The following is a 26,486-nucleotide window of genomic DNA, read 5'->3' as shown; positions in this document are numbered from 1 at the left end:
GAATGAGACATTTCGCCCCTCACCACACGAGAACGGGTTTGATGACGCGCCCCGACGCTTGATCTTCGACGGCTTTGTTGATGTCGGAGAAGGCGTAGCGCGTCACCAAGCGGTCGATCGGAAACCGGCCACCAGTGAAGAGTTCGACGAGTTCGGGGATGAACGTCGAGACTTCCGACTCTCCTTCGATGCATCCTCGAATTGTCTTTCCGCTCAGCATGATGTCGGCCATGTTCATCTCGACCGTGGACGCTCCGAGTCCGACTACCGCCAGTGTTCCCCGTGCTCGAAGTGATGTGACGGCTTGATTGATCACGGAGCCGATTCCGGTGGTGTCGAGGGAATGTGTCGAACCTCCGTCGGTGGCGGCGCGTACTGCTTCGACCGCGTCCTCGGTGGTCGGATCGACAGTGACGGCGCCGAATTCCTCGGCGAGTGCGCGCCGCTGCGCAACGGGGTCCACGGCGACCAGGGTGGAAACGCCGGCAGCCCTCGCTGCCAGTAGCGCTGCGAGTCCGACGCTGCCGGCTCCGAAGACGACAAACGTCGAGTCGGGCTCGGGGCGAAGTAGATTCAGCACGGCACCCGCGCCGGTTTGAAATCCGCAGCCGAGGGGAGCCGCGACGGTCAGGTCCACTGCAGGATCGACGACGACGGTGTTGTCGGCAGTGGCGATGACGTATTCCGCGAAGCTGGACTGGCCGAAGAATGCGGACCGTATCGGAGTTCCGCTTCGCCGGACCGGCGTCGAGCCGTCGGTGCGTGCGCCAGAGCTGTTGAGCCCGTGTGAGCTTTCGCAGTACGCCCGATGGCCGCTGAGACACTGCCTGCACATACCGCAACTGCGGTAGCTCAGCAACACGTGATCACCGGGCGCAATGCTGTCGATCGACGAGCCGACGGCCTCGACCACCCCCGCCCCTTCGTGCCCGAACACGCAGGGGCCGAGCCTTTCCGGTAGCACCGACTTCGTGAACAGATCTGTGTGGCACAGGCCGGTAGCGACGATGCGAACCAGGATCTCGTCTGCGCGGGGTTCGTCGATTTCAACGGTGTCGAGTGTGAAGGGGGAGTGCGGGCCGTGTGAGAGCGCCGCTGTCATCTGCATGGAGGATCTCGAATTCTGTTCGGCGCGAATCACGCTCGCTCGAGCAGGAAGTAGTAGTGCTGCCCACCGTCGAGAACCAGCGCCGACTTTCCGTTCATGATGCCCATCAGTGTCGAGTCGTCGACCTTCTTGAAGTGGTCGAAGATCGGCGCACCGTCGTAGACCATCGTTGCCGTGACTTCGCCACGAAACTCGATGTTCCACAGGCTTGCTTCGCCATTGCCGCCCTTGACGTCGGAATAGAGGTTGCCGTCTTCGTCTCGGCAGATCAACGGCTTGGCGTCCTCGACCGAGTTGAAGGTCTTGCCGTACCAACGGCTCGCGAACAGCTTTTCGTGAAGCCGGTGACCGGTGGCGAAGTCGTCACCCTTCCACTCGCCGAGGATTTCTTCGGCGGCGACGGTTTCCAGCGCGGCCCACACTTCGTCGAGTTCTGCTGGTGATACACCACTTTCCGCAGCACGGAGCCGGGCGAAAGCAGTTCGGGCTTCGTCGAGATTCATGTCTCTCCTCGAGTTGACGGTAAGTGGCACGACTTGTTCGCGAACCAAATTGTTCGTCAACTCTGCACGCTACGCCGAACCGGATGGTTCGGCAACGGTCGATTCGTTCTAGGCTGTGAACATGCGCTCAGCAGGGGAAGCTACGAGGGACCGCATTCTGGCGGCCGCAAAGGACGAATTTGCCACGTACGGGCTGGCCGGCGCGCGGATCAATCGGATCGCCGCGCAAGCGCGTGCCAGCAAAGACCGTCTCTATGCGTACTTCGCAAGCAAGGAAGAGTTGTTCGCTGCCGTGACCGAACAGTGGACGTCCGAAACAACAGCGGAGACAGCACTTCGAGGTGACGACTTGCCGGGCTATGCAGGTCGCCTCTTCGACAACTACGTTGCCCATCCCGAGAACGCCCGATTGCAGCAATGGGCGGATCTCGAAGCGCCGGACGTCATGAGCGAGGACGACATACGAAGCAAGACCTTCCGGCCTAAAGTTGCGGAAATCCGCAAGGGGCAGCTCGAGGGGCACATCGACCCCGCGTGGAATCCCACGGAGTTGATCCTGCTGATCACGGATATCGCCCGGATGCTCGCGCTCAAGTCGTCTCGTTCCATCCCTCGACGTCGGGAGGCGGCAGTCGAGGCGGTTCGGCGTTTGATTGTGGCTTAGCGAGTCCAAACGCGAACGTCCACGCCCGTCGCTGTGTGGTTGCCCGGATTTACGGATTTCTCAGTAACGCTGCGTACGTTGGGCGTCGGCTCGTTGACGCCCTCGGGATGTTGACGTGCCGCCAAAACTTTTGTCGTCGACTGTTCAGATGCTGGTGAGCAAAAGGATCGCGGCCGGCCACCCTGACTGAATATCGTCGACGCCGAGCGTGTTCCTTCGGTGCGCGCACCTGTTCAGCATCTGGAGTGGACCCGTGTCGAAGTGGCCGTGCATATGAAGATCTCGAAGAAGGTAGCGCTGGTCGTTGTGGCTGCTTGCGCCCTGACGTTGGGATCGGCGCAAGTCGGAACCGCCCGCGCGGATGCGCCGGTCAAGGTCAGCGTGGCCGGTCATGTGGTGAGCGCCGGGCACTTCGAGCAGGTGCGGCGCCCCAACCGGTGTGTGAAGGCCGGGACAGGGAAGTCGAAACCGAGCGAGCAGAAGTCCACGAATCGCAGTGGGCGTCGAGGCAGCGGGGGATGCTTCTGACAGTGATTGCGAAGTTCCGCAATCAGCCGTCGCAAATCTGTAACACGTTCTAATCTTGCGGTATGGACGTGACTTACGAAGGGACCAAACGCGAAGTCGCTACTGACAAGGGGACTTTGCGCTATCACGAGGCGGGCGATGGTCCGCCGTTGATCCTGTTGCACGGCTCCGGGATCGGCGTGAGTGGATGGCGGAATTACCGGGGGAACCTCGAGGTGTTCGCAAAGCACTTCCACTGCTACCTCCTGGAGTTCCCGGGGTTCGGCGTGAGCGATGCCGTCGACGGTCATCCAGTTCTCACGGCAACCTCGGCGGTGGTTCGATTCATGGATGCGCTGGGAATCGAATCCGCTGCGATGATCGGCAATTCGATGGGCGGAGTTGTCGGGGTCAACGTCGCGATGAGGTTCCCTGACCGCGTCCGCAGATTGGTCACCATCGGAGGCGTGGGCCCGAACATCTTCAGTCAGAACCCGAGCGAAGGTACGCGTCTCCTCCAGGAATTCGCCGACGCTCCCAGCCGTGAGAAGTTGGTTCGCTGGCTCGAGTGCATGGTTTACGACAGATCCGTGATCACCGAGGAGCGGATCGAGGAACGATGGCAAACGGCCAACGATCCGGCCTCGCACCAGGCATTGACCGCGATGTACGGATCCAAAGCCTTTGCCGCTCAGCAGCAGATGATGTCCAACTCGGATGTGCCGCCGTACTGGTCGATGATGCACAAGGTGCAATGCCCGACCTTGCTGACATGGGGACTCGATGATCGGCAGTGTCCACCGGACATGCCGATGATTCCGATGCGACTGATTCCGAACGCCGAACTGCATGTATTTCCGAACTGCGGGCACTGGGTGATGATCGAAGCCAAGGAGGCATTCGAGCGCGTGACCCTCGAGTTCCTGCTTCGATGACCTGCTGATGCATTCATGTGGCCCGAATCGATGTGGCACGAATGCACAAGACCCGGCGCCTCCGAATGAGGCGCCGGGTCTGCATTTGTGCCCCCAGTAGGACTCGAACCTACGACCTGCGGATTAAAAGTCCGTAGCTCTACCAACTGAGCTATAGGGGCGCGGCGCAGAGTCTAACGGGACCGCAGAGTCCGTGAAAACACCACCCCCACCAGAAGGGCAATTCCGATGACGGCGATGGTCCCGCCAGTGCGATGCAGACCCGCGTCGTCGATGGTTCCGCGCATGGTCAACTCGATGACGACGGCCGCAAGGTTGGCGCCGATGTACTGGATTGTTCGGTACAGACCGATCGCAGTTCCGACGTCGGCGGAGGTGGTCACCGAGTTGATCAGGTTCTGGTTTCCCATGTTGTTGAAGCCGTTGGGAATGCCCAGGATCGCCGCAATCAGCAGGAGTGCCACAAGGGGAGTCGAACTCGATTCGACAAAGGCAATCAGAATCCCGCCGACAGCCAACGCGGCGGTGCCGATCAGGAGGGTGATTCGTGCGCCGAATTTCCCGTACACCCTGGACGCGGACATGGTCGCGAAGATCCCGACCGCAGCGACAGGCAGCATGAAGAGCCCGGCGCTGATCGGTGACATTCCGCGGGCTACCTGTAGCCACTGGGGGAGTCCGAAGAAGATGCAGTAGAACGCCGTGTACGTCAGAAGCGTCCGGCCGAGAGTCATGCTCAGTGCGCGGTTTCGAGCGACGGCACGGACGTCGATGAACGCCGAGGCCGTTCGACGTTCCCACCAGACGAACAGGAACGCGAAGAGGGCCGTCGATGGCACGAGGTACCACTTCGCGTGCTCGGCGAGAGAGAGGAGAAAAAGCATCGTCGATGTCGTCAGAGCCAGAAACAGGGTGATACCGAGTGGGTCGAGAGACTTGAACAACGCAGCGGCGCCGGCCCGGTCGGGCAGGGCGGAGTCGCTAGGGGCGGCGAAGAAGACCCATACGGCAGTGACGACGACAAGTGGGAGGTTCACCCACATGATCGATTGCCAACCGAGTGTGCCGACCAACAACCCGCCGAGAGTGGGCCCCAGCGCGACGACTGATTGAGCGCAAATGGTGAGTGTTGCTATAGCTGAACGGGTTTGAGTCCGGTGGCGGTCAGCGTATTCGCGGATGACGGTCATTGCGTTCGGATACTGTGTCGCCGTGCCGATTCCGAGCAGGATTCGTGCGGCGATCAGCCAGCCCAGCGACGGGGCGAGCGAGCCGAGGATCGATCCGGCAGCGATCAGGCCCAATCCGGCGAGGTAGACGCGTTTGGCGCCGAGGATCGATCCGAGTCGACCAGCCGCCGGCGCCGTGACCGCAGTCGCGATGTAGAGGGCCGAGATGACCCACGCTGTGCCTGAACTGGAACCGAAGTATGTGGCGATCGGGACGATTGCCACGGCAATCATCGACGAGTTCAGCGCTTGAAGAACGGTTCCGGAGCCGAGAGCAAGACTCAGTTTCAGTGGAACGGGAGTTTGGGGGGTCGGCGTTTCGACGACGGTGGTCACGAGTTCATCAGTGACTCCTCTGATATCGATGTCGATGCTGGGGACTCGCCCTGGCCTAGTCTGCGCAGGATTCGGCCGGCGATCAGAAGCAAGTCACGCTCGGCTTCGGTGCACTCGGCGTCGATGACCTCGGCCAGCCACTCTGTTCGTTTCGTTCGGTCTTCGTGAAGGGTCGATGTGCCGAGTTCGGTCATCGTGACCAAGACCGCGCGGCCGTCCGATGGATCCGCCCTTCGCGTCACCATGCCCTGCTCTTCGAGCGCGGCCACGGTCTTTGCGATTGATTGCGGCGTGACGCGCTCGAATTTTGCCAATTCTTTGGCGGTCGACGGACCTTGTCGGTCGAGGTGGCCGAGGGCCTGGATCTGGCTCGGCGTGAGCTTGTGGTCGTTGCGTTTGGTGCGTAGACGTCGGACGAAGGCACCCAGATCGTCCCAAAGTACGTCGATCTCGTCTCGAGCCTTGCTGCGACCCTCTCCATCGTTCATTTAGACAGTCTAACTGTGTTGTTTCGATGCTGCCAGTACGGTTTCGACGGAAAAGGGGGAATAAACAATTGCACTAGTTGTTTAAAACCTTGGAACTGCTGTCCATCGGTCGGCGAAGCAGTTCCGTCTGCGAGGTCGAATTATCAGAATCTCGGGCACGAAAAAGCTCGGATGCGCACCCCCTGCGGCGCACCCGAGCGGCCAAAACCATACCACTTGGTGTCTTTTGGGCATAAAGTCGGTTCTTGTCCCCTGAACAGCCGATTGCGTCTAGTACTTTTGGCGGGTATGGCTCTAGTCCTTACGTAGGGTGTGTTGGAGGGGATATTGTGAAGTTTCGGGGGATGACAGGCGCCGATCACGGCGGCTCTGCGTACCAACTCTGCGAGAGGCACAACACCGTAAATGGCACGTCAACAAGAGCGTGCGCGGCGTACCCGCGCCGCCCTGGTCGAAGCGGCTGCAGTCGAATTCGCCAAGCGCGGCTATGCAGCTGCGTCGGTGAACACGATCCTCGAGGGCTCCCGCGCCACCAAAGGCGCCATGTATTTCCATTTCCAGTCCAAGGAAGAGTTGGCGCGAGCGGTTCTGACCTCGGCTATCGAAACCTTCACTGGAATTACTGATCGTTGGGCCAAGAGAACAGACCTCGATCCATTCGTCGCTTTGCACGGTCTCGTGCTCGACATTGCCGAGGTCTTCCGTGCCGAGGTGATCGTGCAGGCGGAATTCCGGCTGATCATCGAGCCCGAGTTCTACAAGGATGTGCAGTCCGGTGGTGGGCAGGTCTGGGGAAAGACCGCCTATGAGTTGGCATTGCGTGCCAAGGACGACGGTTTGCTCCGAGAAGACGCCGACCCGGACAAATTCACGCGTGTACTGGCAGCGAGCCTTGCCGGCCAGCGGTACATGGCAGACCTGATTGCCTCCAGTGGAGATCTGGGCGAGTGGTTCGAGGAGTCTCTCGAAGTAGTCCTCGAAGCCATGGCTACGCCGCAGTGGTTGGAGACGTTCCATCGTGACGGGTGGCCCCAAGTCGAGTTCCCTGACACTGAATAGTGCACTTTTCTGCCCGTGAACAGGCGATTTGTGATTTCCGAATGCCGTGCCATAAGCTATCCAAGCTCCCAACGGAACGCCGTTGGGGTACTAGTTCGGAGAGATCCGGCGGGCCCCCTTCGTCTAGCGGCCTAGGACGCCGCCCTTTCAAGGCGGTAGCGCGGGTTCGAATCCCGTAGGGGGTACGTTTTGCGAAAGCGAAACGATGCAGTATGGTTTGACCCGCACGACACGCTTTGAGATGCACAAATGCCAGGCCAGGACAGTGGTTTGGGAGCGGCTCGAAGATGTAGTACGGTTTCACAGCAAGGAAAAAGCAAGGCCCTGTGGCGCAGTTGGTTAGCGCGCCGCCCTGTCACGGCGGAGGTCGCGGGTTCGAGTCCCGTCAGGGTCGCAAAGCTTTGTTCTCAATCAATCGGTTGAGAACAAAGCAATGCGATAGGCATTCGGTTCGGGTGCCGTCCGGCCAGGTAGCTCAGTTGGTACGAGCGTCCGCCTGAAAAGCGGAAGGTCGCCGGTTCGATCCCGGCCCTGGCCACCATAATTCTTATCGACAAGCTCCAATCTCATGTTCTTCGAACATAAGGTTGGAGCTTTTTCGTATTCGGATGTCAGTCGCCGTCAACCACTCGGCCCGATCATCTCAGTTATGCGCATCCTTTGTCTCCGTGAATGTTTCCGGTCACCGGGAACGTGCTGGGCGTCACTCCACAGAGGACATCACTATTAGCCGATTGCGGCCGATCCGTGGCTGCGTCTACTGAAAGTGAGGTGGAATCTCCGTGTCGCACTCGAGATCTTGGCGCATCGGGAAAGTCAGCCGGGTCGCCGTCGCATTGTTCGGTACCGGGGTTCTATTGGTGGGCTGCGCGAGCAATGGTGACGACAGCGGGACCGATACGACGACCGCGTCGGCGGACGTCGTGACCGGCATGGTCAACGAGCAGCCTGATCCGGGAACTGCGGTGGCCGGCGGGACCATGACGTACGGCGTACAGGTGCTCGTTCCCTCACTCGACCCGACGAAGACGGCCGCGCGCGGCGGTTCCGGCGGTGAGGCCTTCGCTGCTGTGTACGACGTCCTGATGAGTTACGACACTGCGAGCGGCGAGTTCGAGCCCAAGTTGGCTGAATCGCTCGAGACAGCCGACGACGGAGCCACCTGGACGCTGAAACTTCGCGACGGTGTGAAGTTCAGTGACGGCACCACCCTCGACGCCAACGCCGTGATCGCGAGCATCGATCGGTACAACGCGGGCAAGGGCAATGGCGCCGAACTGTGGCTGGCTTCGGTGGAATCGGCGCAGGCAAGCGGTCCGACGACGGTGGAATTCAAGCTGAAGACGCCGTGGATGCGTTTTCCGTCGATGCTCGCTCTCGGGCACGGGATGATCGTCGCCCCGAGTTCGCAGCAGGGCGACAAGTTCACCGCCGTCGGAGCCGGACCCTTCACCGAAGATGTCTTCACACCGAGCGTCGAGCGAATCTTCAAGGCCAACCCGTCCTACTACGGCGGCGCCCCCAAGCTGGACAAGTTGCGGATGGTTGCGCTCAACGGCCCGCAGGCCAATCTCGAATCATTGAACAGCGGTCAGCTCGATGTCGCCTACATTCGCGGCCTCACGTCGGCGATCAATTCCGCCAAGTCCGCTGGCTACCCCGGCTACATCGACGTGCTCAATGCCGGTAGTGCCGAGATTATCAACAACCGTGAGGGCCGACCGGGCTCGGATGTTCGCGTCCGTCAGGCTATCGGCTACGCGCTCGACACCACGTTGATCGATCAGCGAGTGGAAAACGGTGAGGGACTGCCGGGCTCGGAGTTGTTCGGTCCGACGTCTCAATGGCATGTAGACACACCGGGTATTGCCTACGACCCCGAAAAGTCGAAGGAACTTCTGAATCAGGCGAAGGCAGACGGGTACGACGGCAGCCTCGACTACGTCGTTCTCAGTGAGCCGAAGGACCACGCGATCGGCCTCGCCGTGCAGTCACTGTTGCAGGCCGTCGGGTTCGAGGTGAACTTGATCTTGGCCAACAACGCCGGCGACATCGTGCAGAACGTCTACGTCAAGCACGATTTCGACCTCGCGCACGCGGGCATCGGAATGTACGAGTCGATTCTCGATCTCGGATTGTTCTCCACGACCAACAGCACCTCGATGGCGAATACTGCTGGATATGCGAACCCGGCGATGGATCAGCTGATCGCAGATCTACAACAAGCCAAGGACAATTCGTCGACCCTGGCGATCATCGGCAAGATTCAGACGCTGTGGAACGAGACGGTTCCGTCGGCGCCGATCGGCGGGCTCACGTCGTTCTGGGCTTGGCAGAAGAACGTGCACGGTGTGGTTCCGACTGCAACCGGCATCATGCTGTTCGATCAGGCATGGATGGGCGCGAAGTAGCGTTCCAGCGCACACCGAGAGCTCCGTCCGGCGCGAGTCGGGCGGGGCTCTTTCGTGTCTACGTCGGCTAGCGTTGCGCAACCCTTTCGATCAGGATGATTGTATTGAAATATGTTGTAGGTCAATATGATTCGACAAGCGTGATTTGACTTGCCCAGCGTGGCCCGCATAGATTGCATCCACCATCCAGAGTGGCTGAGAGACCTGGCTCGATGATGCCGCAGCAACCCGCTACCTAACCGCAGTGTGGGTGCTACCGCCAGGACCGATGGAGGACACATGACTGTATTTGCCGTGGGTATCGAACTGGACGGCGAGGGCACTCACCCCGCTGCCTGGCGCCGAAGCTCACACCGCCCGGACCAGCTGCTCACGGGCAAAGCCGTGCGCGATCGCGTCGCGGCTGCCGAGAATGCCGGCTTCACGTTCGCGACGTTCGACGATTCCATCCTCCCCCCGAGTGGTGACGTCGTCGGCCGCATCGATGCCGTCTCGAGGGCGTCGTACGTGGCGGCGACAACCAGCACGATCGGGCTGGTCCCCGTCGTCGGGACCACGTACGCCGAACCGTTTCATACGTCCTCGCAATTGGCGACGTTGGACTACTCCTCGCGTGGGCGTGGCGGCTGGCTTGCTGTTCCGGTCGAAGACGATGCCGCGGCGAGGGCGTGGGGGAGGGCTCCGGTAACAACGGAGTCGGCGCGTCAGCAAGAGCAGCGGGATTCGGTCACCGTTGTGACCGATCTCTGGGACTCGTGGGAGGACGACGCCGTCGTTCGTGACTATCTCAGTGGGCGTTTCCTCGAACGTGATCGTCTGCATTACGTCAATTTCGAGGGCGACACGTTCTCGGTGAAGGGGCCGGCAATCGTTCCGCGGCCGCCTCAAGGCCAGTTGGTGGTGTTCGGCCGCTACGGCGAAATCGATCCACGCCAGCCGGATGTTGTTCTCGTTTCGGGTGATTCGGTGGAGACCATTGCACAGTCGGCTGCCAAGGCGCGCGATGAGGGCGCGTCATTGGTGGTCGCCGAGCTCGATGTGGCATTCGATACGCCGAATCTGTCTGCGGCGCAGCGGAGGACCGAGCTGAACTCGTACGGGAATGCCGTCGTCACCGGCCGACTGCTCCTGGCTGCAGATCCGGGGGAAGCGGCCGTGGTTCTGAAGGAATTGGCCGGACACCTCGACGGTGTTCATTTCCATGCTCTCGTGATCGACGAGGACCTTCCGGTGCTGGCCAAATTCGTGCTTCCGACGCTGTCCAAGGCCGGGTTGACGCGACGCCCGGTTCCGGGATCGACCCTGAGGGGCAACCTCGGTCTGCAGCGGCCCTCAAATCGATTCGCCCACTCCTCCTGACTTGACTTCGCGCTAAGGATATTTCGGCCATGACTGCATCACGCTCCGCCGTACCTCGACCCGACGCTCACGTTCACTTCGGTGTCTTCTTCCAGGGGGTCAACCACACCACCATCTGGTCCGATTCCGCGAGCGGATCCCAGATCGACTTCGAGACGTTTAGGCGGTTGGTACTCACCGCCGAGCGAGGTCTGTTCGACGCCTTCTTCCTCGGTGAAGGCCTGCGGCTTCGGGAACAGAACGGCAAGATTCTCGATCTGGATATCGCCGGCCGACCCGACGCCATTGCGCAGTTGGCCGCCCTCGCCGGTATCACCGACAAGATCGGGTTGGTCGCGACACAGAACACCACGTACAACGAACCGGCCGACCTTGCGCGTCGACTCTCCGGCCTCGACCTACTTTCCGACGGACGGGCCGGCTGGAATGCGGTGACCACCGACAACGCGTGGACGGGAGAGAACTTCCGTCGCGGTGGTTTCCTCGACCACTCCCTGCGCTACGAGCGTGCCGGGCAGTTCATCGAAACCGCGCGGGCACTGTGGGATTCGTGGGCCGACGACGCGATCTCGGATTCTCGCACGTCCGAGAACTGGTCTACTCCGGGTGCCGTCGGCGACGTGCGCAGGCAGACTTCACAGTTCGACATCTCCGTGACGCCGACGCTTCCCCGAAGCCGCCAGGGGCATCCGGTCATCTTCCAAGCGGGTGATTCCCCGAGTGGACGCGATTTCGCGGCGACCCATGCCGACGTCATCTTCTCGCGACACGGGACTCATTTCGACGGCGCGCTCGACTTCGCCGACGACATTCGGGCTCGGTTGCGTGAAGCCGGGCGACCGGAGGACGACGTCAAGATCTTGCCCAGCACGCAGATCGTGTTGGCGGAGAACGAGTCCGAAGTCGAGGAGAAGGCACGGTGGGTCCTCGAAGGCCAGTTCACCGGTCAGACTGCCCTCTCTCTCGTCGGACTGGTGTGGGGTAAGGACCTTTCCGATCGAGACCCCGACGGTCCACTCCCCGAGGAAGATCCGGTTGCCCGCCCGGTTTCGGAGACGCGCGGTTCCGCGCGGGACGGCAACGACCCCATTGCGATCGCACGTGAATGGCGTGCTCTTGCCGAGGCAAAGAATCTGTCCCTACGTCAGGTCGCTATCGAGACCTCGCAGCGTTCGGGTTTTGCGGGCACTCCGGGGCAGGTCGCAGATCAGTTGGTCCATTGGGTGCGCAACGGAGCTTCGGACGGCTTCAACATCTCGCCGTACCTGGTGCCGACCGGGCTCGACGAGATCGTCGACTGGTTGATCCCGGAACTGCAGGAGCGTGGGGCGTACCGCACCGAGTACTCCACGTCGACGCTGCGAGAGCACTTGGGGTTGCGACCGCCGCTCACGCGTCGGGCCACGTCTGAAGCTGCGGGGTAACGGGTCCTGTCCCACACGGTCACAGCGGCGGCCGAATCCACCAAGCTCGATTCGGCCGTCCGCTGGGAGATCATCGTCTGCGTAGCCGCGGGCTTCACCACTCTTCTCGATTCGGCGGTGCTCGGAATCGGGGTTCCGTCGATCCGGGCGTCGTTGGGCGCGTCGACCTCCGAGGTGCAGTGGATCCTTGCGAGCTATTCGCTGACTTTCGGCTTGGCCCTTGTGCCGGCGGGCCGACTCGGTGACGTCGTCGGGCGTCGACGCTTGTTCTTGGCGGGCCTGAGCATTTTCGCGGTGATGGGAATCCTCGGAGCGTGTGCGTCGGATCCGTCGATGATCGTGTTGGCTCGTCTTGGGCAGGGGATCGGCGCAGGCACCATCAGTTCGCAGGTGCTCGGCATCATCACCGACCGGGTGTCCGGAAAGGCTCGGGCGAAGGCGTTGGGCGCGTACAGCACCGCGGGTGGTCTGGCCGGCGTTTCCGGACCGATCCTCGGTGGCGTTCTGCTGAAGTATTCCGACGCCGACTTCGGATGGCGGTTGCTTCTCGTTCTCAACGTGCCGTTTGCCGTGATCACTCTGATTCTGGCGTTTCGCTTTCTGCGCCGTGATCGAACTACCCGATCGGGCGCGTCGATCGATCCGGTTGGGCTGTGTCTGCTGGCGACTACGACCGGGCTCCTGTTGTGGCCCATCGTGACCCGAACCAGTGTCACTGTGGCTGCGGCTTTCCTGATCGGTGCGTTCGGCGCTGCCGTTGCCTTCTGGTTCTGGGAACGTCGGTACGCCGAGCGCGGCGGGACGCCGGTACTGCTTCCGTCGTTGATCGCCTCGAGGGGCTTCCGGTTGGGTACGACGGTTGCACTCTTCTGGTTCGGATCCATCCTCGCCGTCAACGCGGTGCTCAGCCTCTATCTGATCGAGGGTTTGGGCTTCGCCCCGCTGAGTGCGGCGTTGATCATGACCGGTAGCTCACTCGCGATGGCATTGACGTCGGCTTTCGGATGGCGGCTGGTTGCCAGGTTCGGCCGAAGTGCAGTGGTTTTTGCCATAGTCGGCGAGATCCTTGTCATCCTCGGGTACATCGCGGCGGTCAATCTGATTCCGCGGGAACATCTGATCCCGGTGCTGGTGGTCCTGGCGGTGTTGTCGGGAGTTGCCAGCGGTTTGGTCGACGCGCCCAATCGGGTGCTGACTCTCGAATATGCACCGCCGGGCGCGAACGGTGTTGCGGCGGGTTTCCTTCAACTGTCTCAGCGCCTGTCAGCGACCATCTCGCTGGCCGCGGTATCGGGATTGTATCTCGGTGTGCTCGGATCGTCGCCCGACGGATACGGACGTGCGTTCGGGATCGCGCTTGCCGTCTGCGTGGTCATGTTGACGCTCTCGTTGGCGGGAGCGGTGGCAGACCGACGCCGGCGAAGGACGTGACCTGGTATTTCGTGGGTCTACATGGACCTCGGGAGGCCGAGCCCGTGTGACTCATGGGACTTGTGTTACCCATGGGTTAGGAGTCGTGGGACGATACTTGTGTGGTGACCGGTCGCAGTGAAGACAAGCCCAACGGTCGCGGGAGTGGAGAGCCAGTTAACTCACCCCGTGGAGCGTCGGACAAACGTGACCGCACATCGACACCCTTCCGCGCTCGAACGGCGATGTGGACGAATCGGCCACTGTTCGATTTCCATATGATCGTCGGTCTGGTCGTGCTGATCGTCGCGTTCGGACTGCTGATGGTGCTGTCGTCTTCGGGCGTCGAATCCTATGTTCTGTCCGGGACGTCCTACGCCCGCTTCTGGCCGCAGTGCATGTTCGCAGCGATCGGTTTGGTGATGTTCGTGGCGGTCGTGCGGTTGCCGACCGAAACGATGCGTAGAGCCTCACCATGGCTGCTGATCCTGTGTCTTGTTCTGCTTGTCCTGGTGCTGATTCCAGGTATCGGCTCGGAACAGATGGGTGCTCGCAGCTGGTTCGTGATCGCGGGCATTTCCTTCCAGCCGTCGGAGCTGGCCAAACTTGCTCTGGCGATCTGGTCCGCAGCGACGGTTGCGTCGTTCATGAAGGCGCGGATGGACGTCAACCGCGCGCTGCCGGTGATCGGCGGTACGACGTTGCTGGTTCTGGTTCTGGTGGTGTTGGAGAAGGACCTCGGAACCACCATCACCATCGGCATCATCTTCATGTCGGTGCTGTGGTTCGGGCTGTTCCGGATGAAGACATTCATCAGCCTCACACTCGGTTCCGCAGTCGCATTTCTCGTGCTCGGGCTTACTGCTGGTTACCGCTCGGATCGCATCAAGGCTTTCCTCAATCCTGATCTCGACCCGCAGGGTTTGAACTTCCAGAGCACTCAGGCCAAGTACGCACTGGCGAACGGAGGCATCTTCGGGCGCGGTCTAGGACAGTCCGACGCCAAATGGAGCTATCTCCCGCAGGCGCACAACGACTTCATTTTTGCCGTGATCGGTGAAGAGTTGGGTCTGGTCGGCGCGCTGATCGTCGTCGCTCTCTTTGCCGCGGTTCTGATCGTCGGGCTGCGGATCGCGAAACGGTCCACTGATCCGTTCCTCAAAGTCATGACAGCGACGGCAACGACGTTGATCGTCGTGCAGGCGTTCATCAACATCGCCTACGTCGTCGGCCTGATTCCGGTGACCGGTCTGCAACTACCGCTCATCTCGGCGGGCGGAACGTCGATGATCACCACCCTGCTGATGTTCGGGCTCATCGCGCACGCAGCCTTCCGTGAGCCCGAGGCTGTCGCCTCGGCCGAGAGCAGCGGTCGCGGCTGGATTCCTCTGGTCTTCGGCAAGCCTCGGTTCGGCATTGCCAAGAAGCCACAGACCGATCGACGGAGGCCGCCAGCTCGCCGCGCCCAGCCTGCTCCAACTGGGCAACGCCGACCGGAACGACGGGCACCACAACCCGACAGACGCCGGGCTCCAGCTCCGGGCCGACGCGCACCCTCTCGCGACTGGTCGGAAGATCCACGTAGACGCGGCCGATCCGATCGGCCGCGGCGCGCTTCCTGATCTGGGCCAGTTCCACTGGCGGGCAGTTCGGAAGCGGGCAGTCATGCACCCGACAATTGCGTTGGGCGGCTACATTGGGAGTCGGCAAAACGACGTCTAATAAGGGTTGTGGACATGGCAGGTGGCGACAAGGCAGACCAGTCGGTGGTCGAACGTAGCTCGGTGACCGGACGTCGTACGACGCCGTCGCAGCGAGCGCGTTTTCGCCGGATTGTCGACGCCGCAATGGAATCCGCCTCCGAAGGCGGCTACGACGCCGTGCAGATGCGATCGGTGGCCGATCGCGCCGGCGTCGCGATCGGCACTGTTTACCGGTATTTCCCGTCCAAGAACCACATGCTTGTCGTCGCATTGTTGTGGATGTTCGAGGGTTTGCGTGACAGATTCCAAGACTTTGTAATCCCGGGCGAGACTCCGTCGGACCGGATTCTGTTTGTGCTGCGCAAGAATACGGAGGTCCTCGAGACCGATCACCTCCGTTACGAAGCGTTGGTTCGGGCGTACATGTTCGCGGACGCGTCGGCGACCCCGGAACTCAACGCGCTCGGTGGGGTCGTGACCGAGATGTTCGCGAAGGCGATCGGTGTCGAGGAAGTCTCGCAGCAGCAGTTGGACGCGGTGAAGGTGATCGACGACGTCTGGATGTCGAGTCTCGTCTCGTGGGTTGCGGGCCGGATGACGACGGACGAGGTGATGGCGCACCTGGAACTTGCCGTGCGACTGGTCTTTCGCAAGTTGGGCGGATAGCGCTCAGACGGTGTAGCCACCGTCGACGTTGAGCTTCTGACCGCTGATGAATCCGGCCGCGTCGCTTGCGAGGAAACATACTGCTTCGGCGATGTCGGCAGCTGATCCGAAGCGCTTCAACGGGATTCGGCTCATCGTCACGTCGAGCGCGCCTTGGTCGAGTTCGGCGGAGCTGATCAGGCGCTCCGCCATTCCGTCCGTCAACATGCCTGGTCCGACAGCGTTGAACCGGACGCCGTAGCGTCCTTCCTCTGCGGCGAATCCGCGAACAAGTTGTTCGACAGCCCCTTTGGTGCCAGCGGAGAGTCCGTCGCGCACGGGAAAGCGATCCGTTGCCGCGGTTGTCACCGCCACCACCGAACCCGAGGATGCACGCAGCGCAGGCAGGGCGGTGTGGACGAGGGTGAAGAACGCCGCGGCCTCCTGGTTGAGTTGTTCGGTGAAGAACGCCGGCGTCACACGTGAGAGGTGCGTCATCGGGACGTGCGGTCCCGCAGCGTGGACCAGCGTCGTCAATGTGCCCAGATCATCGACCGCATCGTTGACGGCGGCGCTGATCGACAACTCGTCGGTCAAGTCGAGAGAGTACGAGTGGGCGCGCACGCCATGCGCTCGAATCTGCTCGCTCAGTTGCTCGGCAGCGCCCTTGTTGTTTCGGTAGGTGAAGGCGACGTCGTGTCCGCGTTCGGCAAGGGTCAGGGCGATCGCCGACCCGATTCCACCGGTTCCGCCGCTGACAAAAGCGGTGCGTACTGCGCTCACAATGCCTCCAGATGTCTGCCGATTCCAAACCTAACAAATGCTTGGTTGGGGTGCCAATCGGAATATATCAGTGCGCGAAGGACAGGCTCAGATTGCTATCGCAACCGGACTGATCGTCCTAATCTGTTGCCATGTCCGGAGACAGTGTGCAGTTGACCGACGGGGCGCCCGGTGGGGAATCGGAACCTCACGCACCGAGTTTGAACAATCGCCTGAACTGGCTGCGTGCAGGTGTTCTGGGTGCAAACGACGGAATCGTCTCGACCGCAGGCCTCGTGGTCGGTGTTGCGGCAGCCACAACCGAGCGCTCAGCAATCTTCACAGCCGGTTTTGCTGGACTGGTTGCCGGCGCTGTGTCCATGGCGTTGGGCGAGTACGTCTCGGTCAGCGCTCAGCGGGATACCGAACGCGCACTCCTGCAGAAGGAGAAGAAGGAACTCCTCGAGACCCCGGAGGCTGAACTTCAGGAACTGACCGAGATCTACGAGAACAAGGGATTGAGTCCGGAGACGGCCCGCCGCGTCGCCGAAGAATTAACCGAGCACGACGCCTTCGCGGCGCACGTAGAAGTCGAATTGGGTATCGATCCAGACGATCTCACCAATCCGTGGCATGCAGCGATTTCGTCGGCAATCTCGTTCACGATCGGCGCGGCGATCCCGTTGGTCGCAATTCTGGTGCCGCCGACAGGCATCCGCGTCCCTATCGCATTTTTCGCGGTGCTGATCGCACTTGCGCTGACCGGGACGATCAGCGCGACGCTCGGCGGAGCTCGCAAGACCAGAGCGGTGCTACGCGTGGTGATCGGCGGCGCGCTGGCGATGGCCGTGACGTACGGAGTAGGTCAGTTGGTGGGCACGGGTCTCGCCTGACCCCTGCTGTGCGCCTTTATTAACCGCGGGGGGTTAATAAAGGCGCACAGCAATTCAGGCGCGACAGATCATGACCGGCCCTGGCGCATGGTGCAGCAGATTCTGGCTGGTGGAGCCCATCACGGCGCCCGCCATCGCACTGCGGCCGTGACTTCCGACAACTATCAACTGTGCGTCGTCGGCGTATTTGAGCATGACGGGAGCAGCGGCACCGGGTTCACTGATGCGGGTGACCGGCACGTCCGGGTACTGGTCGGCCATACCGGCTAGATTTTCCGCCAGTAGCGCCGATTCCTCCTGCTCGACAGCCTCCCAGTCGATCAGGATTCCCGCTCCGCCTTCGCGGAAGGTGGACGAGCCCTGCCAGGTGTGGACCGCGATGAGCGGCGCGTCGAACTGATCGGCATAACGAAACGCGTACTCGACGGCCTTCTTGCTCAACGCGCTTCCGTCGACTCCGACGATGACGGGACGCTGATCCGGACCGGGATTCTCCGCCGAACCACGCCACACGGTGACCGGACAGGTTGCATGATTGGCCACCTTCAGTGCGGTCGATCCGAGCAGCCGTGAGCGCAGTGCGCCCGATCCGGTCGACCCCATCACGATCAGGCGTGCGGTACCCGAGGATTCGAGGATATGCGTCGACGCCGGCCCTGGCGCGATCTCGGATTCGATGGTCAGTTCGGGGAATTCGGCCGAAATCACCGTGGCGGCGGCATCGACGATCGCTTCGCCGTCTTCGCGGATCTGGCTGAGGAACTGTGACTGCAACATCACTGCAGCGGGACTGTAGATCGGGCCCTCTTGCGGCAGGGCGTGCGCCAGAATCAGTCGTGAGTTCACCGCGTTCGCGACGGAGGCCGCCCACCGGGCCGCCGCCGTCGAGGCCTCGGATCCGTCGATACCGGCGACGATATCCTGGTGTCCTGCAAGTGTGTTCATGTCTACTCCCTCTGAAATGATCGAGATCGGTCGACTGGTTACAGCGACGTCACCAGAGTGACGATGCTGACTTCACGGCTTCCTTCCACGTCTTGCGTAGCAGGGTCGATTGCCCGTCGGCTATTTCCAGTTCTCGTCGGTAGGCCATGCCCAATCCGAAACTGGTGAGCGAGGTATGCTCCTGCTCGGCTGCCATTGCAAGTAGATGATGTTGGGCGACAACGGAATCCTGGTGCTCGCCGAGAACATCCTGGAAGTGGCTGAAATGCTTCAGTGCACGCTTCGCTCGGCTCTTCGACACGGGTTCCATGACCTCGATCGCGTACTTCATCCGCTTGGCTCCCTTGCGGGCGCGGTGCATTCGCTCGTCACGCTCGGTGCGGCTATCGGCATCGAAGACGTGATCGACCCGCTTACCGACCTTGTGTGCCAGGTGCCGCAGGGTATGGGCCAACTCTCGTGCCGATGCCTTCTTTCCGACGCGGTGGGTGGCGGTGTCGAATTCGAGGTCGCCGACGTACTCGTCGAGGCGATCGAGCAGCGTGGTGTATCGCTCGGAATCGAGCGCCTCGAGGGCTGTTTCCTGGGCGGTTTCACCACGTGCAGAGAAGAACTCGTCGATTCGAGCTCGCACAGCTTCTCGCTCGGGCATCTCGTCGATTTCGCCGAGGCGTTCCACAAGACGCTCCCACTGGACCTCGACGTCGCGGGCGTCACCGAACTTTCCACCGATCCACCGCAGATCCGTGATGAGATCGTCGGTCTTGGGGGAGTGGCCGGCGTACGACTGCAGAGCGCTGCGGATGCGACGTGCCGCAACCCGGAAGTCGTGAACGGCTTCGTCGTCGGCCCGACGCGTGCCGAGATCCGCGGCGACCAGTGCGCGCAATTGTTCGATGAGGTAATTACGCAACAAGATCCGCGGATTCGACGCCTTGCCCGAGGTGACCTCGTGACCGGCGTACGGTGTGACCGACGTGCCCAGTGCTCGTTTGAGTTTGGACGGACTCGCAGAGCGCTCCAGCCCGGCGTCCAGTAGAACCGACTCGATTGCATCGGCCAGCTCTTGCCCGCCTGCGCCTTGTTCGACCTCGACTTCCTGCCACGTCGACTCTCCGGAACCGTCTGCCTTGCAGGCGATGACGGTGTCGGAGACCACTTCGGCAAGCAGCACACCGTTTTCGCCGTTGAGCCTGGTGCGCTCCCGATCGGTGATGATCAGGGCGACCGGCACCAGATCGTGACCGCGAATGATCGCCCGGATCAGACTCGACAGCGGCGAGGGCACATCGGTGCTCTCGTCCGGGGGAAGTTGGATTTCGGTTCGAGTGTCCTGGCCTGCGGGAAGTTTCATGTGCCACCCCGCGTCGTCGCCACCCTCACGCTTGCGCAGCGTGATCTTCTCGGCCAGCAACCGGTAGTCCGCGGTGTCGAAGTAGGTGGCAGAGAGCTGTATCGAGTCGTGGACCGGTTCGCCGACAACACCGGGAAGTCCGCCCAAGGCAGGAACTTCCTGCTCGGCCGGCGCCTCGTACTTGCGCTCGATCTCCCGTACGGCTTCGGGTACGACGGCGGTCTTGCTCATCTGGTCTCCTCTTGCGGTGCGGTCTGCGCTTCCATCCTCCCGGTATCGGAGGCGCAGTGGAAGGGTCCGGGGTCCCTACGGCGAGTCGCCACGGCCTGATTCGTCCGGCCAGGACAGGGTCCGCCGACTTTCGAACCGTTGCAGCCGGCCGGTCTTCGGATCTTCGAACTCGAGAACCTTCGACAGCAGGCGCAGCGGGTTCGAATAATCTTCTGCGGCAACGTCGTAGAAGTCGGGATAGAAGTTGTCGCCGTGGATCGGGAGCCCGAGCGAGGTCATGTGCAGCCGAAGTTGATGGGTCTTGCCGGTATGGGGAATCAACCGGTACCGCGCGAAGCCGTCTCGCGTTTCGATCAGTTCGATCCGCGACTCGCTGTTGGGTTCGCCCTCGATCTCCGCGGCCTTGAGCACGCCGCGTTCTTTCACGATGCGACTACGCACGACCACGGGGGTGCTCACCTGAGCGTCGTGACGCGCGATGGCCTCGTACTCCTTGGCGACGCGGCGCTCGGCGAACATGGTCTGGTAGTCGCGCCGGGCTGCCTGATGCACGGTGAACAGCAGCAGTCCCGCCGTGACGCGGTCGAGGCGATGAGCTGGACTCAGCTCCGGTAGTTCGAGGTCCCGACGCAAGCGGACCAACGCCGATTCGGCGATGTATCGCCCGCGCGGGGTGCTCGCCAGGAAATGCGGTTTGTCCACGACCAAGATGTTCTCGTCCCGGTAGAGGATGTCGATCTCGAACGGCACCCGCGTTTCGACGGGAGGGTCGCGGTACAGGTAGACGAACCGCCGGGGAGCAAAAGCGCTCGTCTCGGTGATTCCGACACCCTTCTCGTCGACGACCTCCCCGGCTGCGACCTTCTCCCGCAATCGGACGGCGTCCTGGGGGAACCGTTCGAGCAGGTAGTCGAGCGTCGTCGTCCACATGCCGTCGTCGGGCTGACGGATGCGACTGGGGTTCAGGCCGTCGCGGACGGGAAGCGGTGATCGTGACACATCTTCAAAGCTAGCCGTCCGGTCGGCATTCAGACCTATTGACGACATATGGGACGGAAGTTACTATCCGGTAAGTTCGTGACACCGGTCACTGTCGTGGGGGCAGGGCTGGGTCATCACAACAGAAAATTGGGGTTTTCGTGAGGACACGACTTCTACGTCGAAGGTCGACAACGATTGCGGTGGGGCTGTGCGTCGTGGGATTGACGGTGCCGAGCGCCGTCGCTTCTGCGGATCCGACGGGAGGGTCGGACGGGCAGGCCTGGCTCGCGGCAACGGAGGCGACGCCGCAGTATCCGGGGGTCTCCATCGAGTGGGACGTGCCCATCACGATGAGTGACGGCACAGTTCTGCAAGCGAATGTGTACCGACCGGCGGATGCATCCGGGCGGGCCGTGGAATCGAAGACGCCTTCGGTCCTCAACATCACGCCGTACACGAAACTGCTGGACACACTGGTGGATTCAGCTCTGTCGATCCCGCAGGTCGGTGAGACGCTGATGGACGTTGCGAACTCGCTCGACCTCGCGGCGCCGTTCGACGGCGTGTCGGAGTTGACGGGCGTCATCGCCGGCGGAGGCGCCAGGGTTCTCGGCGTCAACCGTGATCTGGTCCAGAACGGATACACGCAGGTAGTGGTCGATGCACGTGGAACCGGCTTCTCCCAAGGTAATTGGGACGTGCTCGGTAAGCGCGAGCAACAGGATTCGGTCGAGGTCATCGACTGGATGAGCAAGCAAGGATGGTCCGACGGGAAAGTAGGGATGGCGGGCATCTCGTACTCCGCGATCAACTCGGTGCAGGCGGCGAGCAACAATCCACCTGCACTGAAGGCGATCTTCCCGGTCGAACCTGGCAACGATCTGCTGCGCGACATCGTCGGAACCGGTGGCGGCCTCGGAGTCGGGTTCATGCCGTTGTGGTTGACCGCGGTCAACGGGCTCAAACTCATCCCGAACGTTCAGGACATCCTGCAAGGAAACTTCGATCCCCTGTGGTTGGCGAGCCGCCTCGAGGATCCGGGAACGCTGATTCCTGAACTGGTGCAAGCGATGACGGCTCAGAGAATCGAGGACGTGTCGCCGTCGACTCTGCAAGTCGCGCAAGACGGGCAGTTCTATCAGGACCGAGCCGCTGACGTCGGCAACATCGCCGTTCCGACGATGGTCTACGGCGGTTGGCACGACATCTTCGCCAACAGTGAGCCGCGGATCTACAACGGAATCGATCTGCCGCCCGGGCAGAAGCAGTTGATCATGGGGAACGGCTATCACGTCACTCCCGGTGGAGGATTCGGCAAGGACGGTGCGCCGCCGCGCCTCGACGTACTCGAACGTGCGTGGTTCGACAAGTGGCTCAAGGGCATCGACAACGGAATCGATCGTTACGGTCCGGTGACGATGTTCCAGCAAGGCGGCGGATGGATCACGGACGATCAGTTCCCGCGAGCCGGTGCGAGCTACGAACGTATGTATCTGAACTCTGCGCCCAGCGGTACTGCCGCCCACGCAGCGTACGACGGTTCGCTGACGAATGACCCGCCCAGTGCCGCAGCGCGATTGACAGTCGCACCAGGACTGCGAGGCTTCTGCTCCGGTGACGGAACTCAGGGAACTGCCGGGATCTCCGTGGTGCTCGGTGCGACGTGTTCCAAGGATTCCCGATTCCAGGAAGCGGAGGGCCTGACGTTCACCGGTGAGGCAGTGACGGAGCCGACCTCACTCTCGGGCCCGATCAACGTCCACCTCGAGACCGTCCTGGACGCGACGGACGGATTCTGGGCAGCGACGGTCAACGACGTAGCACCGGACGGAACATCGACACCGATCACGAACGGCGCTCTGACTGCGTCGCTGCGGGCAGTCGACGATTCGAAGAGCACTCGCTCGGCCAACGGTGACTACAGTGAACCGCACCACTATCTGACGATCGACACGCGTCAGCCGGTGGTTCCCGGTGAGGTCACCACCGTCGACATCAACATGCTCCCGACGGACGCAGTGCTGCAACCGGGGCACCGGCTCCGCGTCGACGTCTACGCTGCCAGCGTGCCGCGATACCTGGCGCTCGGCCCGATGCTCGCCGACAGCCAACTCAAACCGCAGCACATCGAGTTGGCTGCAGACCGGCCGAGCTTCGTCAACGTTCCGTTCGTCGGGGGCCGCTGACTCGGATTGGATCGGTGGCGTGAGAACCTGCGGGCTCGCGGACGTTCTGAGAAGATCGTCCGATGACAGAATCCCGACTCTCCGCCGCCGTCCACGATCGTCTGGACGGACTTCTGGATCCGGTGGACGAGCGGCTCGCGGTGCAGTACCCGGGAAACCGTGACGAGATCCAACCCGTGCACACGATTTACGTCAGTGCCGCGGATGCAACCGTCGACACGCCTCGACTCTGGGGTGAGCAGGCGATCGCGCTTCTCGATTCCCATGCTCATGTGTTCGCCGACCTCGACACGGAGAATGCGCTCGCTGATGTGCGAGTTCAACTCGGCCGCAAGCCGGTCCAAGACTTTCGGATCGATTTCGAGGACGGGTACGGACGCCGCAGCGACGAAGAAGAAGACGATGCAGCGACGTCGGCCGGACAAACGCTTGCCGCGCTCAGCGCTGATCCTGCCGGGCCGAACTGGAGTGGCATCAGGTTCAAGGGGTTGCCGGCCGGTGAGCGTCGGCGCTCGATCAGGACGCTCGAGCTTGTGCTCGACGCGGCCGGCGGAGTGCCGGACGGATTTGTCTTCACCGTTCCCAAACTGCGCGCGGTGGAGCAGGTCACGGCGACGGTGTTGCTCTGCGAAGAGCTGGAGAAGGCGCACGGACTCGAGCTCGGTTCGCTTCGGTTCGAGTTGCAGATCGAGAGCCCGCAGGCGGTCATCGCGGCCGACGGAACGGTGGCAGTTGCTCAGGCCATCCATCGCGGTGCCGGTCGTCTGACCGGTTTGCATTACGGCACTTACGATTACAGTGCAGCTTGCGGAATTGCATCGCGTCATCAGTCGCTCGAACATCCGGTGGCAGACCACGCAAAGGCTGTCATGTTGGCTGCTGCCGCGCAGACCGGCGTCTGGGTGTGCGACGGGTCGACTCAGGTCGCGCCTATCGGGAGCGCCACGGCGATCCGCGACGCGATCACTCGGCACCATCGCCTCGTCACGCGGTCCCTGGAACGCGGTTACTACCAGGGGTGGGACATGCACCCTGGGCATCTGGTCACCCGCTGGCTCGCCACGTTCGGCTTCTATCGCAACGCGCTCGGCGCCGCTGCCCCGCGCATCCAGTCGTACTTGGGGCGCCAAGGTGGCGACGTGATGGACGAACCTGCAACCGCCCAGGCGCTCGCAGCGGTGGTACTGCGCGGGCTCGACGCGGGGGCTTATCCGGAATCCGAAGTTCTCCGACTCGCCCCGAGCGCCGACACCAACGCACTCCGTCACCTCGTAGGACGCACCACACCGATCACAGGAGAACACTGACCGATGAGCACCACCGAATTCACCTTGCTGCCCGATCTCGCACTGCGCACCCTCGGCGGAGCCGTCATCTGGGCGAACGACGAGGCGTTTGCCGAGCGTGAGGCCCTGATCCGCCCAGGCAAGGCCGGGTACCAGCCGGCGACGTTCGGTCACAAGGGGCAGGTGTACGACGGTTGGGAGACGCGTCGCCGCCGGGTGGCAGGCCATGACGAGGCGATCGTTCGACTCGGTGTTCCCGGAGTGGTGCGAGGCGTCGTGGTCGACACCGCGTGGTTCAAGGGCAATTACCCGCCCGAGATCTCGGTGGAAGCAATCTCGGTCGACGGGTATCCGGATCCCGCCGACCTGGCCGGATCCGGCGAGTGGACAACCATCGTCGAGCGCTCGACCGTGCACGGTGACTCGGAGAATCCGTTCTCGGTGGCGTCGGAGGAGCGGTGGACGCACGTCAAGCTGACCATTTACCCGGACGGCGGCGTGGCAAGATTCCGTGTTCACGGCGAAGCGCGGCCGGACCCGCGTTTCCTCGATGCCGGGCCGTTGGACCTCGCAGCACTCGAAAACGGTGGCCGCGTGACCGATTGCTCCAACATGTTCTACAGCTCACCGCAGAACATCCTGTTTCCCGGACGCGCTGCTTCGATGGGTGACGGGTGGGAGACCGCCAGGCGCCGCGACAACGGAAACGACTGGGTGCAAGTACAACTCGCAGGTGAAGGCGTACTGAGTTTCGTCGAGATCGACACCTCGTACTTCCTCGGAAACAGTCCAGGTGAGGGTGCTCTGACCGGGCGGACGTCGGAGGGGGAGTGGATCGAACTGTTGCCGCGCACGACGCTGCGTCCGGATACGCGCCATCGCTTTCCGATCGATTCCGAAGTCCCGGTCACCGATGTTCGTCTGGACATCTTCCCGGACGGTGGCCTGGCGCGGCTGAGAGTCTTCGGCGTACTCACCGACGCTGCTCGCGCTGTGATCTCCGGGCGCTGACGGTAAAGTTGTTGGCATGAGCGACTATCCGCGCGACGACTATCCCCGGGACATGGTGGGGTACGGCCCTCATCCGCCGCATCCGCACTGGCCCGGCGACGCGCGGATAGCGGTTCAGTTCGTGCTCAACTACGAAGAGGGAGCCGAGAACAACGTCCTGGACGGGGATGCGGCTTCGGAAACATTTCTGTCGGAAATGACTCCGGCAGAGGCATTTCCGAATCGACACATGAGCATGGAATCGCTGTACGAGTACGGCTCACGGGCCGGGTTGTGGCGTGTACTGCGAACCTTCGAGCGGCGAAACCTGCCTCTCACCGTCTTTGCGGTGGCGCGGGCGATGCAGCGGAACCCCGAAGCAGTCAGTGCTTTTCAGGAGTTGGGCCACGAGATCGCGTGCCACGGATTACGTTGGAAGTCTTACCAATCCGTGGACATCGAGCGCGAACGCGCAGACATGGCCGAGGCAGTGCAGATTCTGCGAGATCTGACGGGTTCGGCGCCCCTCGGTTGGTACACCGGGCGCGATTCACCGAACACCCGCGAATTGGTGGTCGAGCACGGCGGCTTCGTCTACGACTCCGATTCATACGCCGACGATCTGCCGTACTGGGTCGACGTTCCGCGTGGCGCAGAATCGGTGAAGCACCTGGTCGTCCCGTACACCCTTGACACCAACGACATGCGTTTCGCCTCTCCCGCAGGATTTCCCAGCGGTGATCAGTTCTTTGCGCACCTACGCGATGCCTTCGACGTGCTGTATGCGGAGGGGACGGCCGGATCGCCCAAGATGCTCTCGATCGGGTTGCACTGCCGCATAGTCGGCCGCCCTGCCCGTGCGGCCGCTCTCGAGCGATTTCTGGACCACGTGCAGTCGCACGAGAAGGTCTGGATCGCGCGGCGCATCGACATCGCCGAGCACTGGAAGACCGCGCACCCCGTTTAGATCACGGTCGGTCGACAAAAGATTTCATTCGAGCAGTCCGGGTACTGGTTCGACTGCCGCGTATTCCGCCATCGAATTCTAGGCCATTGACAACTGGCACGGTTGTGGAT

The 26,486-nt window shown here is 62.1% G+C and carries 23 protein-coding genes, 4 tRNA genes and 1 riboswitch; of the genes, 18 read left to right on the top strand and 9 right to left on the bottom strand.

Annotated features, from left to right (window positions below):
- Positions 1–19 precede the first annotated feature (19 nt).
- Together KTR60_RS22870 and KTR60_RS22865 are read right to left on the bottom strand one after the other, a co-directional pair.
- A complete protein-coding gene (locus KTR60_RS22870) occupies positions 20–1,108 on the bottom strand; it encodes an NAD(P)-dependent alcohol dehydrogenase (protein WP_047271204.1) in 1,089 nt (362 codons plus the stop codon).
- A 29-nt stretch (positions 1,109–1,137) separates the two neighbouring features.
- Positions 1,138–1,611, bottom strand: coding sequence for a DUF4334 domain-containing protein (locus KTR60_RS22865; protein WP_047271067.1), 474 nt, complete (start codon positions 1,609–1,611; stop codon positions 1,138–1,140).
- A gap of 121 nt (positions 1,612–1,732) precedes the next feature.
- Here KTR60_RS22865 and KTR60_RS22860 point away from each other — a divergent pair, with 121 nt between their 5' ends.
- The 3 genes from KTR60_RS22860 to KTR60_RS22850 all read left to right on the top strand — a co-directional run bounded on the left by KTR60_RS22860 (position 1,733) and on the right by KTR60_RS22850 (position 3,717).
- Positions 1,733–2,275 carry a TetR/AcrR family transcriptional regulator gene (locus KTR60_RS22860; protein WP_030535258.1) on the top strand — a complete coding sequence of 181 codons (543 nt, stop codon included), beginning with the start codon at positions 1,733–1,735 and terminating at the stop codon, positions 2,273–2,275.
- A 219-nt stretch (positions 2,276–2,494) separates the two neighbouring features.
- Positions 2,495–2,803, top strand: coding sequence for a hypothetical protein (locus tag KTR60_RS22855; protein WP_136470805.1), 309 nt, complete (start codon positions 2,495–2,497; stop codon positions 2,801–2,803).
- A gap of 62 nt (positions 2,804–2,865) precedes the next feature.
- On the top strand, positions 2,866–3,717 hold the full coding sequence (locus KTR60_RS22850; protein WP_063315853.1) for an alpha/beta fold hydrolase: 852 nt from the start codon (positions 2,866–2,868) through the stop codon (positions 3,715–3,717).
- An 88-nt stretch (positions 3,718–3,805) separates the two neighbouring features.
- Here KTR60_RS22850 and KTR60_RS22845 read toward each other — a convergent pair.
- The 3 genes from KTR60_RS22845 to KTR60_RS22835 all read right to left on the bottom strand — a co-directional run bounded on the left by KTR60_RS22845 (position 3,806) and on the right by KTR60_RS22835 (position 5,770).
- Positions 3,806–3,878 (bottom strand) — tRNA-Lys (locus tag KTR60_RS22845).
- Between the two features lie 12 nt (positions 3,879–3,890).
- Positions 3,891–5,282 (bottom strand): MFS transporter, encoded by a 1,392-nt coding sequence (locus KTR60_RS22840; RefSeq protein WP_042922262.1) that lies wholly within the window; start codon positions 5,280–5,282, stop codon positions 3,891–3,893.
- The gene (locus KTR60_RS22835; protein ID WP_042451369.1) at positions 5,279–5,770 is read right to left on the bottom strand and encodes a MarR family winged helix-turn-helix transcriptional regulator; all 492 of its coding nucleotides are present in this window, start codon (positions 5,768–5,770) and stop codon (positions 5,279–5,281) included. The genes KTR60_RS22840 and KTR60_RS22835 overlap by 4 nt, the downstream gene beginning before the upstream one ends.
- A 405-nt stretch (positions 5,771–6,175) precedes the next feature.
- Here KTR60_RS22835 and KTR60_RS22830 point away from each other — a divergent pair, with 405 nt between their 5' ends.
- From KTR60_RS22830 to KTR60_RS22785, 10 genes are all read left to right on the top strand, one after another.
- Positions 6,176–6,829: a TetR/AcrR family transcriptional regulator gene (locus KTR60_RS22830; RefSeq protein ID WP_003940323.1), complete on the top strand. Its 654-nt coding sequence runs from the start codon at positions 6,176–6,178 to the stop codon at positions 6,827–6,829.
- Positions 6,830–6,941: 112 nt separating this feature from the next.
- Positions 6,942–7,014: transfer RNA gene (locus KTR60_RS22825), tRNA-Glu, on the top strand.
- 135 nt (positions 7,015–7,149) lie between these two features.
- A tRNA-Asp gene (locus KTR60_RS22820) sits at positions 7,150–7,223 on the top strand.
- A gap of 70 nt (positions 7,224–7,293) precedes the next feature.
- Positions 7,294–7,370, top strand: a tRNA-Phe gene (locus KTR60_RS22815).
- A 241-nt stretch (positions 7,371–7,611) separates the two neighbouring features.
- Positions 7,612–9,240 (top strand): ABC transporter substrate-binding protein, encoded by a 1,629-nt coding sequence (locus KTR60_RS22810; protein WP_007733883.1) that lies wholly within the window; start codon positions 7,612–7,614, stop codon positions 9,238–9,240.
- A gap of 179 nt (positions 9,241–9,419) precedes the next feature.
- Positions 9,420–9,515: riboswitch (SAM riboswitch) on the top strand.
- Between the two features lie 4 nt (positions 9,516–9,519).
- A complete protein-coding gene (locus KTR60_RS22805; protein WP_050654776.1) occupies positions 9,520–10,599 on the top strand; it encodes an LLM class flavin-dependent oxidoreductase in 1,080 nt (359 codons plus the stop codon).
- 29 nt (positions 10,600–10,628) lie between these two features.
- Entirely contained in the window at positions 10,629–12,023 is a 1,395-nt protein-coding gene (locus KTR60_RS22800; protein WP_065351335.1) for an NtaA/DmoA family FMN-dependent monooxygenase, read from the top strand.
- A 117-nt stretch (positions 12,024–12,140) separates the two neighbouring features.
- Positions 12,141–13,454: an MFS transporter gene (locus tag KTR60_RS22795; RefSeq protein WP_020970589.1), complete on the top strand. Its 1,314-nt coding sequence runs from the start codon at positions 12,141–12,143 to the stop codon at positions 13,452–13,454.
- Between the two features lie 257 nt (positions 13,455–13,711).
- Positions 13,712–15,055 carry a putative lipid II flippase FtsW gene (gene ftsW, locus KTR60_RS22790; protein ID WP_223304427.1) on the top strand — a complete coding sequence of 448 codons (1,344 nt, stop codon included), beginning with the start codon at positions 13,712–13,714 and terminating at the stop codon, positions 15,053–15,055.
- Positions 15,056–15,169: 114 nt separating this feature from the next.
- Entirely contained in the window at positions 15,170–15,802 is a 633-nt protein-coding gene (locus KTR60_RS22785) for a TetR family transcriptional regulator (RefSeq protein ID WP_007733896.1), read from the top strand.
- A 3-nt stretch (positions 15,803–15,805) separates the two neighbouring features.
- Here KTR60_RS22785 and KTR60_RS22780 read toward each other — a convergent pair whose 3' ends face one another.
- On the bottom strand, positions 15,806–16,564 hold the full coding sequence (locus KTR60_RS22780; protein ID WP_007733899.1) for an SDR family NAD(P)-dependent oxidoreductase: 759 nt from the start codon (positions 16,562–16,564) through the stop codon (positions 15,806–15,808).
- A gap of 131 nt (positions 16,565–16,695) precedes the next feature.
- Between KTR60_RS22780 and KTR60_RS22775 the strand changes: the two genes are divergently transcribed.
- Positions 16,696–17,436: a VIT1/CCC1 transporter family protein gene (locus KTR60_RS22775; protein WP_007733901.1), complete on the top strand. Its 741-nt coding sequence runs from the start codon at positions 16,696–16,698 to the stop codon at positions 17,434–17,436.
- Positions 17,437–17,490: 54 nt separating this feature from the next.
- On the opposite strand, the gene KTR60_RS22770 is transcribed toward KTR60_RS22775, so the two are convergent.
- The 3 genes from KTR60_RS22770 to KTR60_RS22760 form a co-directional block, all read right to left on the bottom strand.
- The gene (locus KTR60_RS22770) at positions 17,491–18,381 is read right to left on the bottom strand and encodes a universal stress protein (protein WP_030535266.1); all 891 of its coding nucleotides are present in this window, start codon (positions 18,379–18,381) and stop codon (positions 17,491–17,493) included.
- A gap of 49 nt (positions 18,382–18,430) precedes the next feature.
- On the bottom strand, positions 18,431–19,966 hold the full coding sequence (locus KTR60_RS22765) for a CYTH and CHAD domain-containing protein (protein WP_007733905.1): 1,536 nt from the start codon (positions 19,964–19,966) through the stop codon (positions 18,431–18,433).
- A gap of 75 nt (positions 19,967–20,041) precedes the next feature.
- The gene (locus KTR60_RS22760) at positions 20,042–20,965 is read right to left on the bottom strand and encodes a pseudouridine synthase (protein WP_007733907.1); all 924 of its coding nucleotides are present in this window, start codon (positions 20,963–20,965) and stop codon (positions 20,042–20,044) included.
- A 140-nt stretch (positions 20,966–21,105) separates the two neighbouring features.
- Here KTR60_RS22760 and KTR60_RS22755 point away from each other — a divergent pair, with 140 nt between their 5' ends.
- The 4 genes from KTR60_RS22755 to puuE all read left to right on the top strand — a co-directional run bounded on the left by KTR60_RS22755 (position 21,106) and on the right by puuE (position 26,376).
- Positions 21,106–23,133: a CocE/NonD family hydrolase gene (locus tag KTR60_RS22755; protein ID WP_039973373.1), complete on the top strand. Its 2,028-nt coding sequence runs from the start codon at positions 21,106–21,108 to the stop codon at positions 23,131–23,133.
- A gap of 62 nt (positions 23,134–23,195) precedes the next feature.
- On the top strand, positions 23,196–24,440 hold the full coding sequence (locus KTR60_RS22750) for a DUF6986 family protein (RefSeq protein ID WP_228401283.1): 1,245 nt from the start codon (positions 23,196–23,198) through the stop codon (positions 24,438–24,440).
- 3 nt (positions 24,441–24,443) lie between these two features.
- On the top strand, positions 24,444–25,430 hold the full coding sequence (gene alc / locus KTR60_RS22745) for an allantoicase (protein ID WP_209447916.1): 987 nt from the start codon (positions 24,444–24,446) through the stop codon (positions 25,428–25,430).
- 16 nt (positions 25,431–25,446) lie between these two features.
- On the top strand, positions 25,447–26,376 hold the full coding sequence (gene puuE, locus KTR60_RS22740) for an allantoinase PuuE (RefSeq protein ID WP_003940421.1): 930 nt from the start codon (positions 25,447–25,449) through the stop codon (positions 26,374–26,376).
- Positions 26,377–26,486: the final 110 nt, after the last annotated feature.

The sequence above is a fragment of the Rhodococcus sp. C1 genome (genome assembly GCF_020809065.1).
GTDB lineage: Bacteria > Actinomycetota > Actinomycetes > Mycobacteriales > Mycobacteriaceae > Rhodococcus_F > Rhodococcus_F qingshengii.
This window is presented reverse-complemented; position numbering and strand designations above follow the sequence as displayed.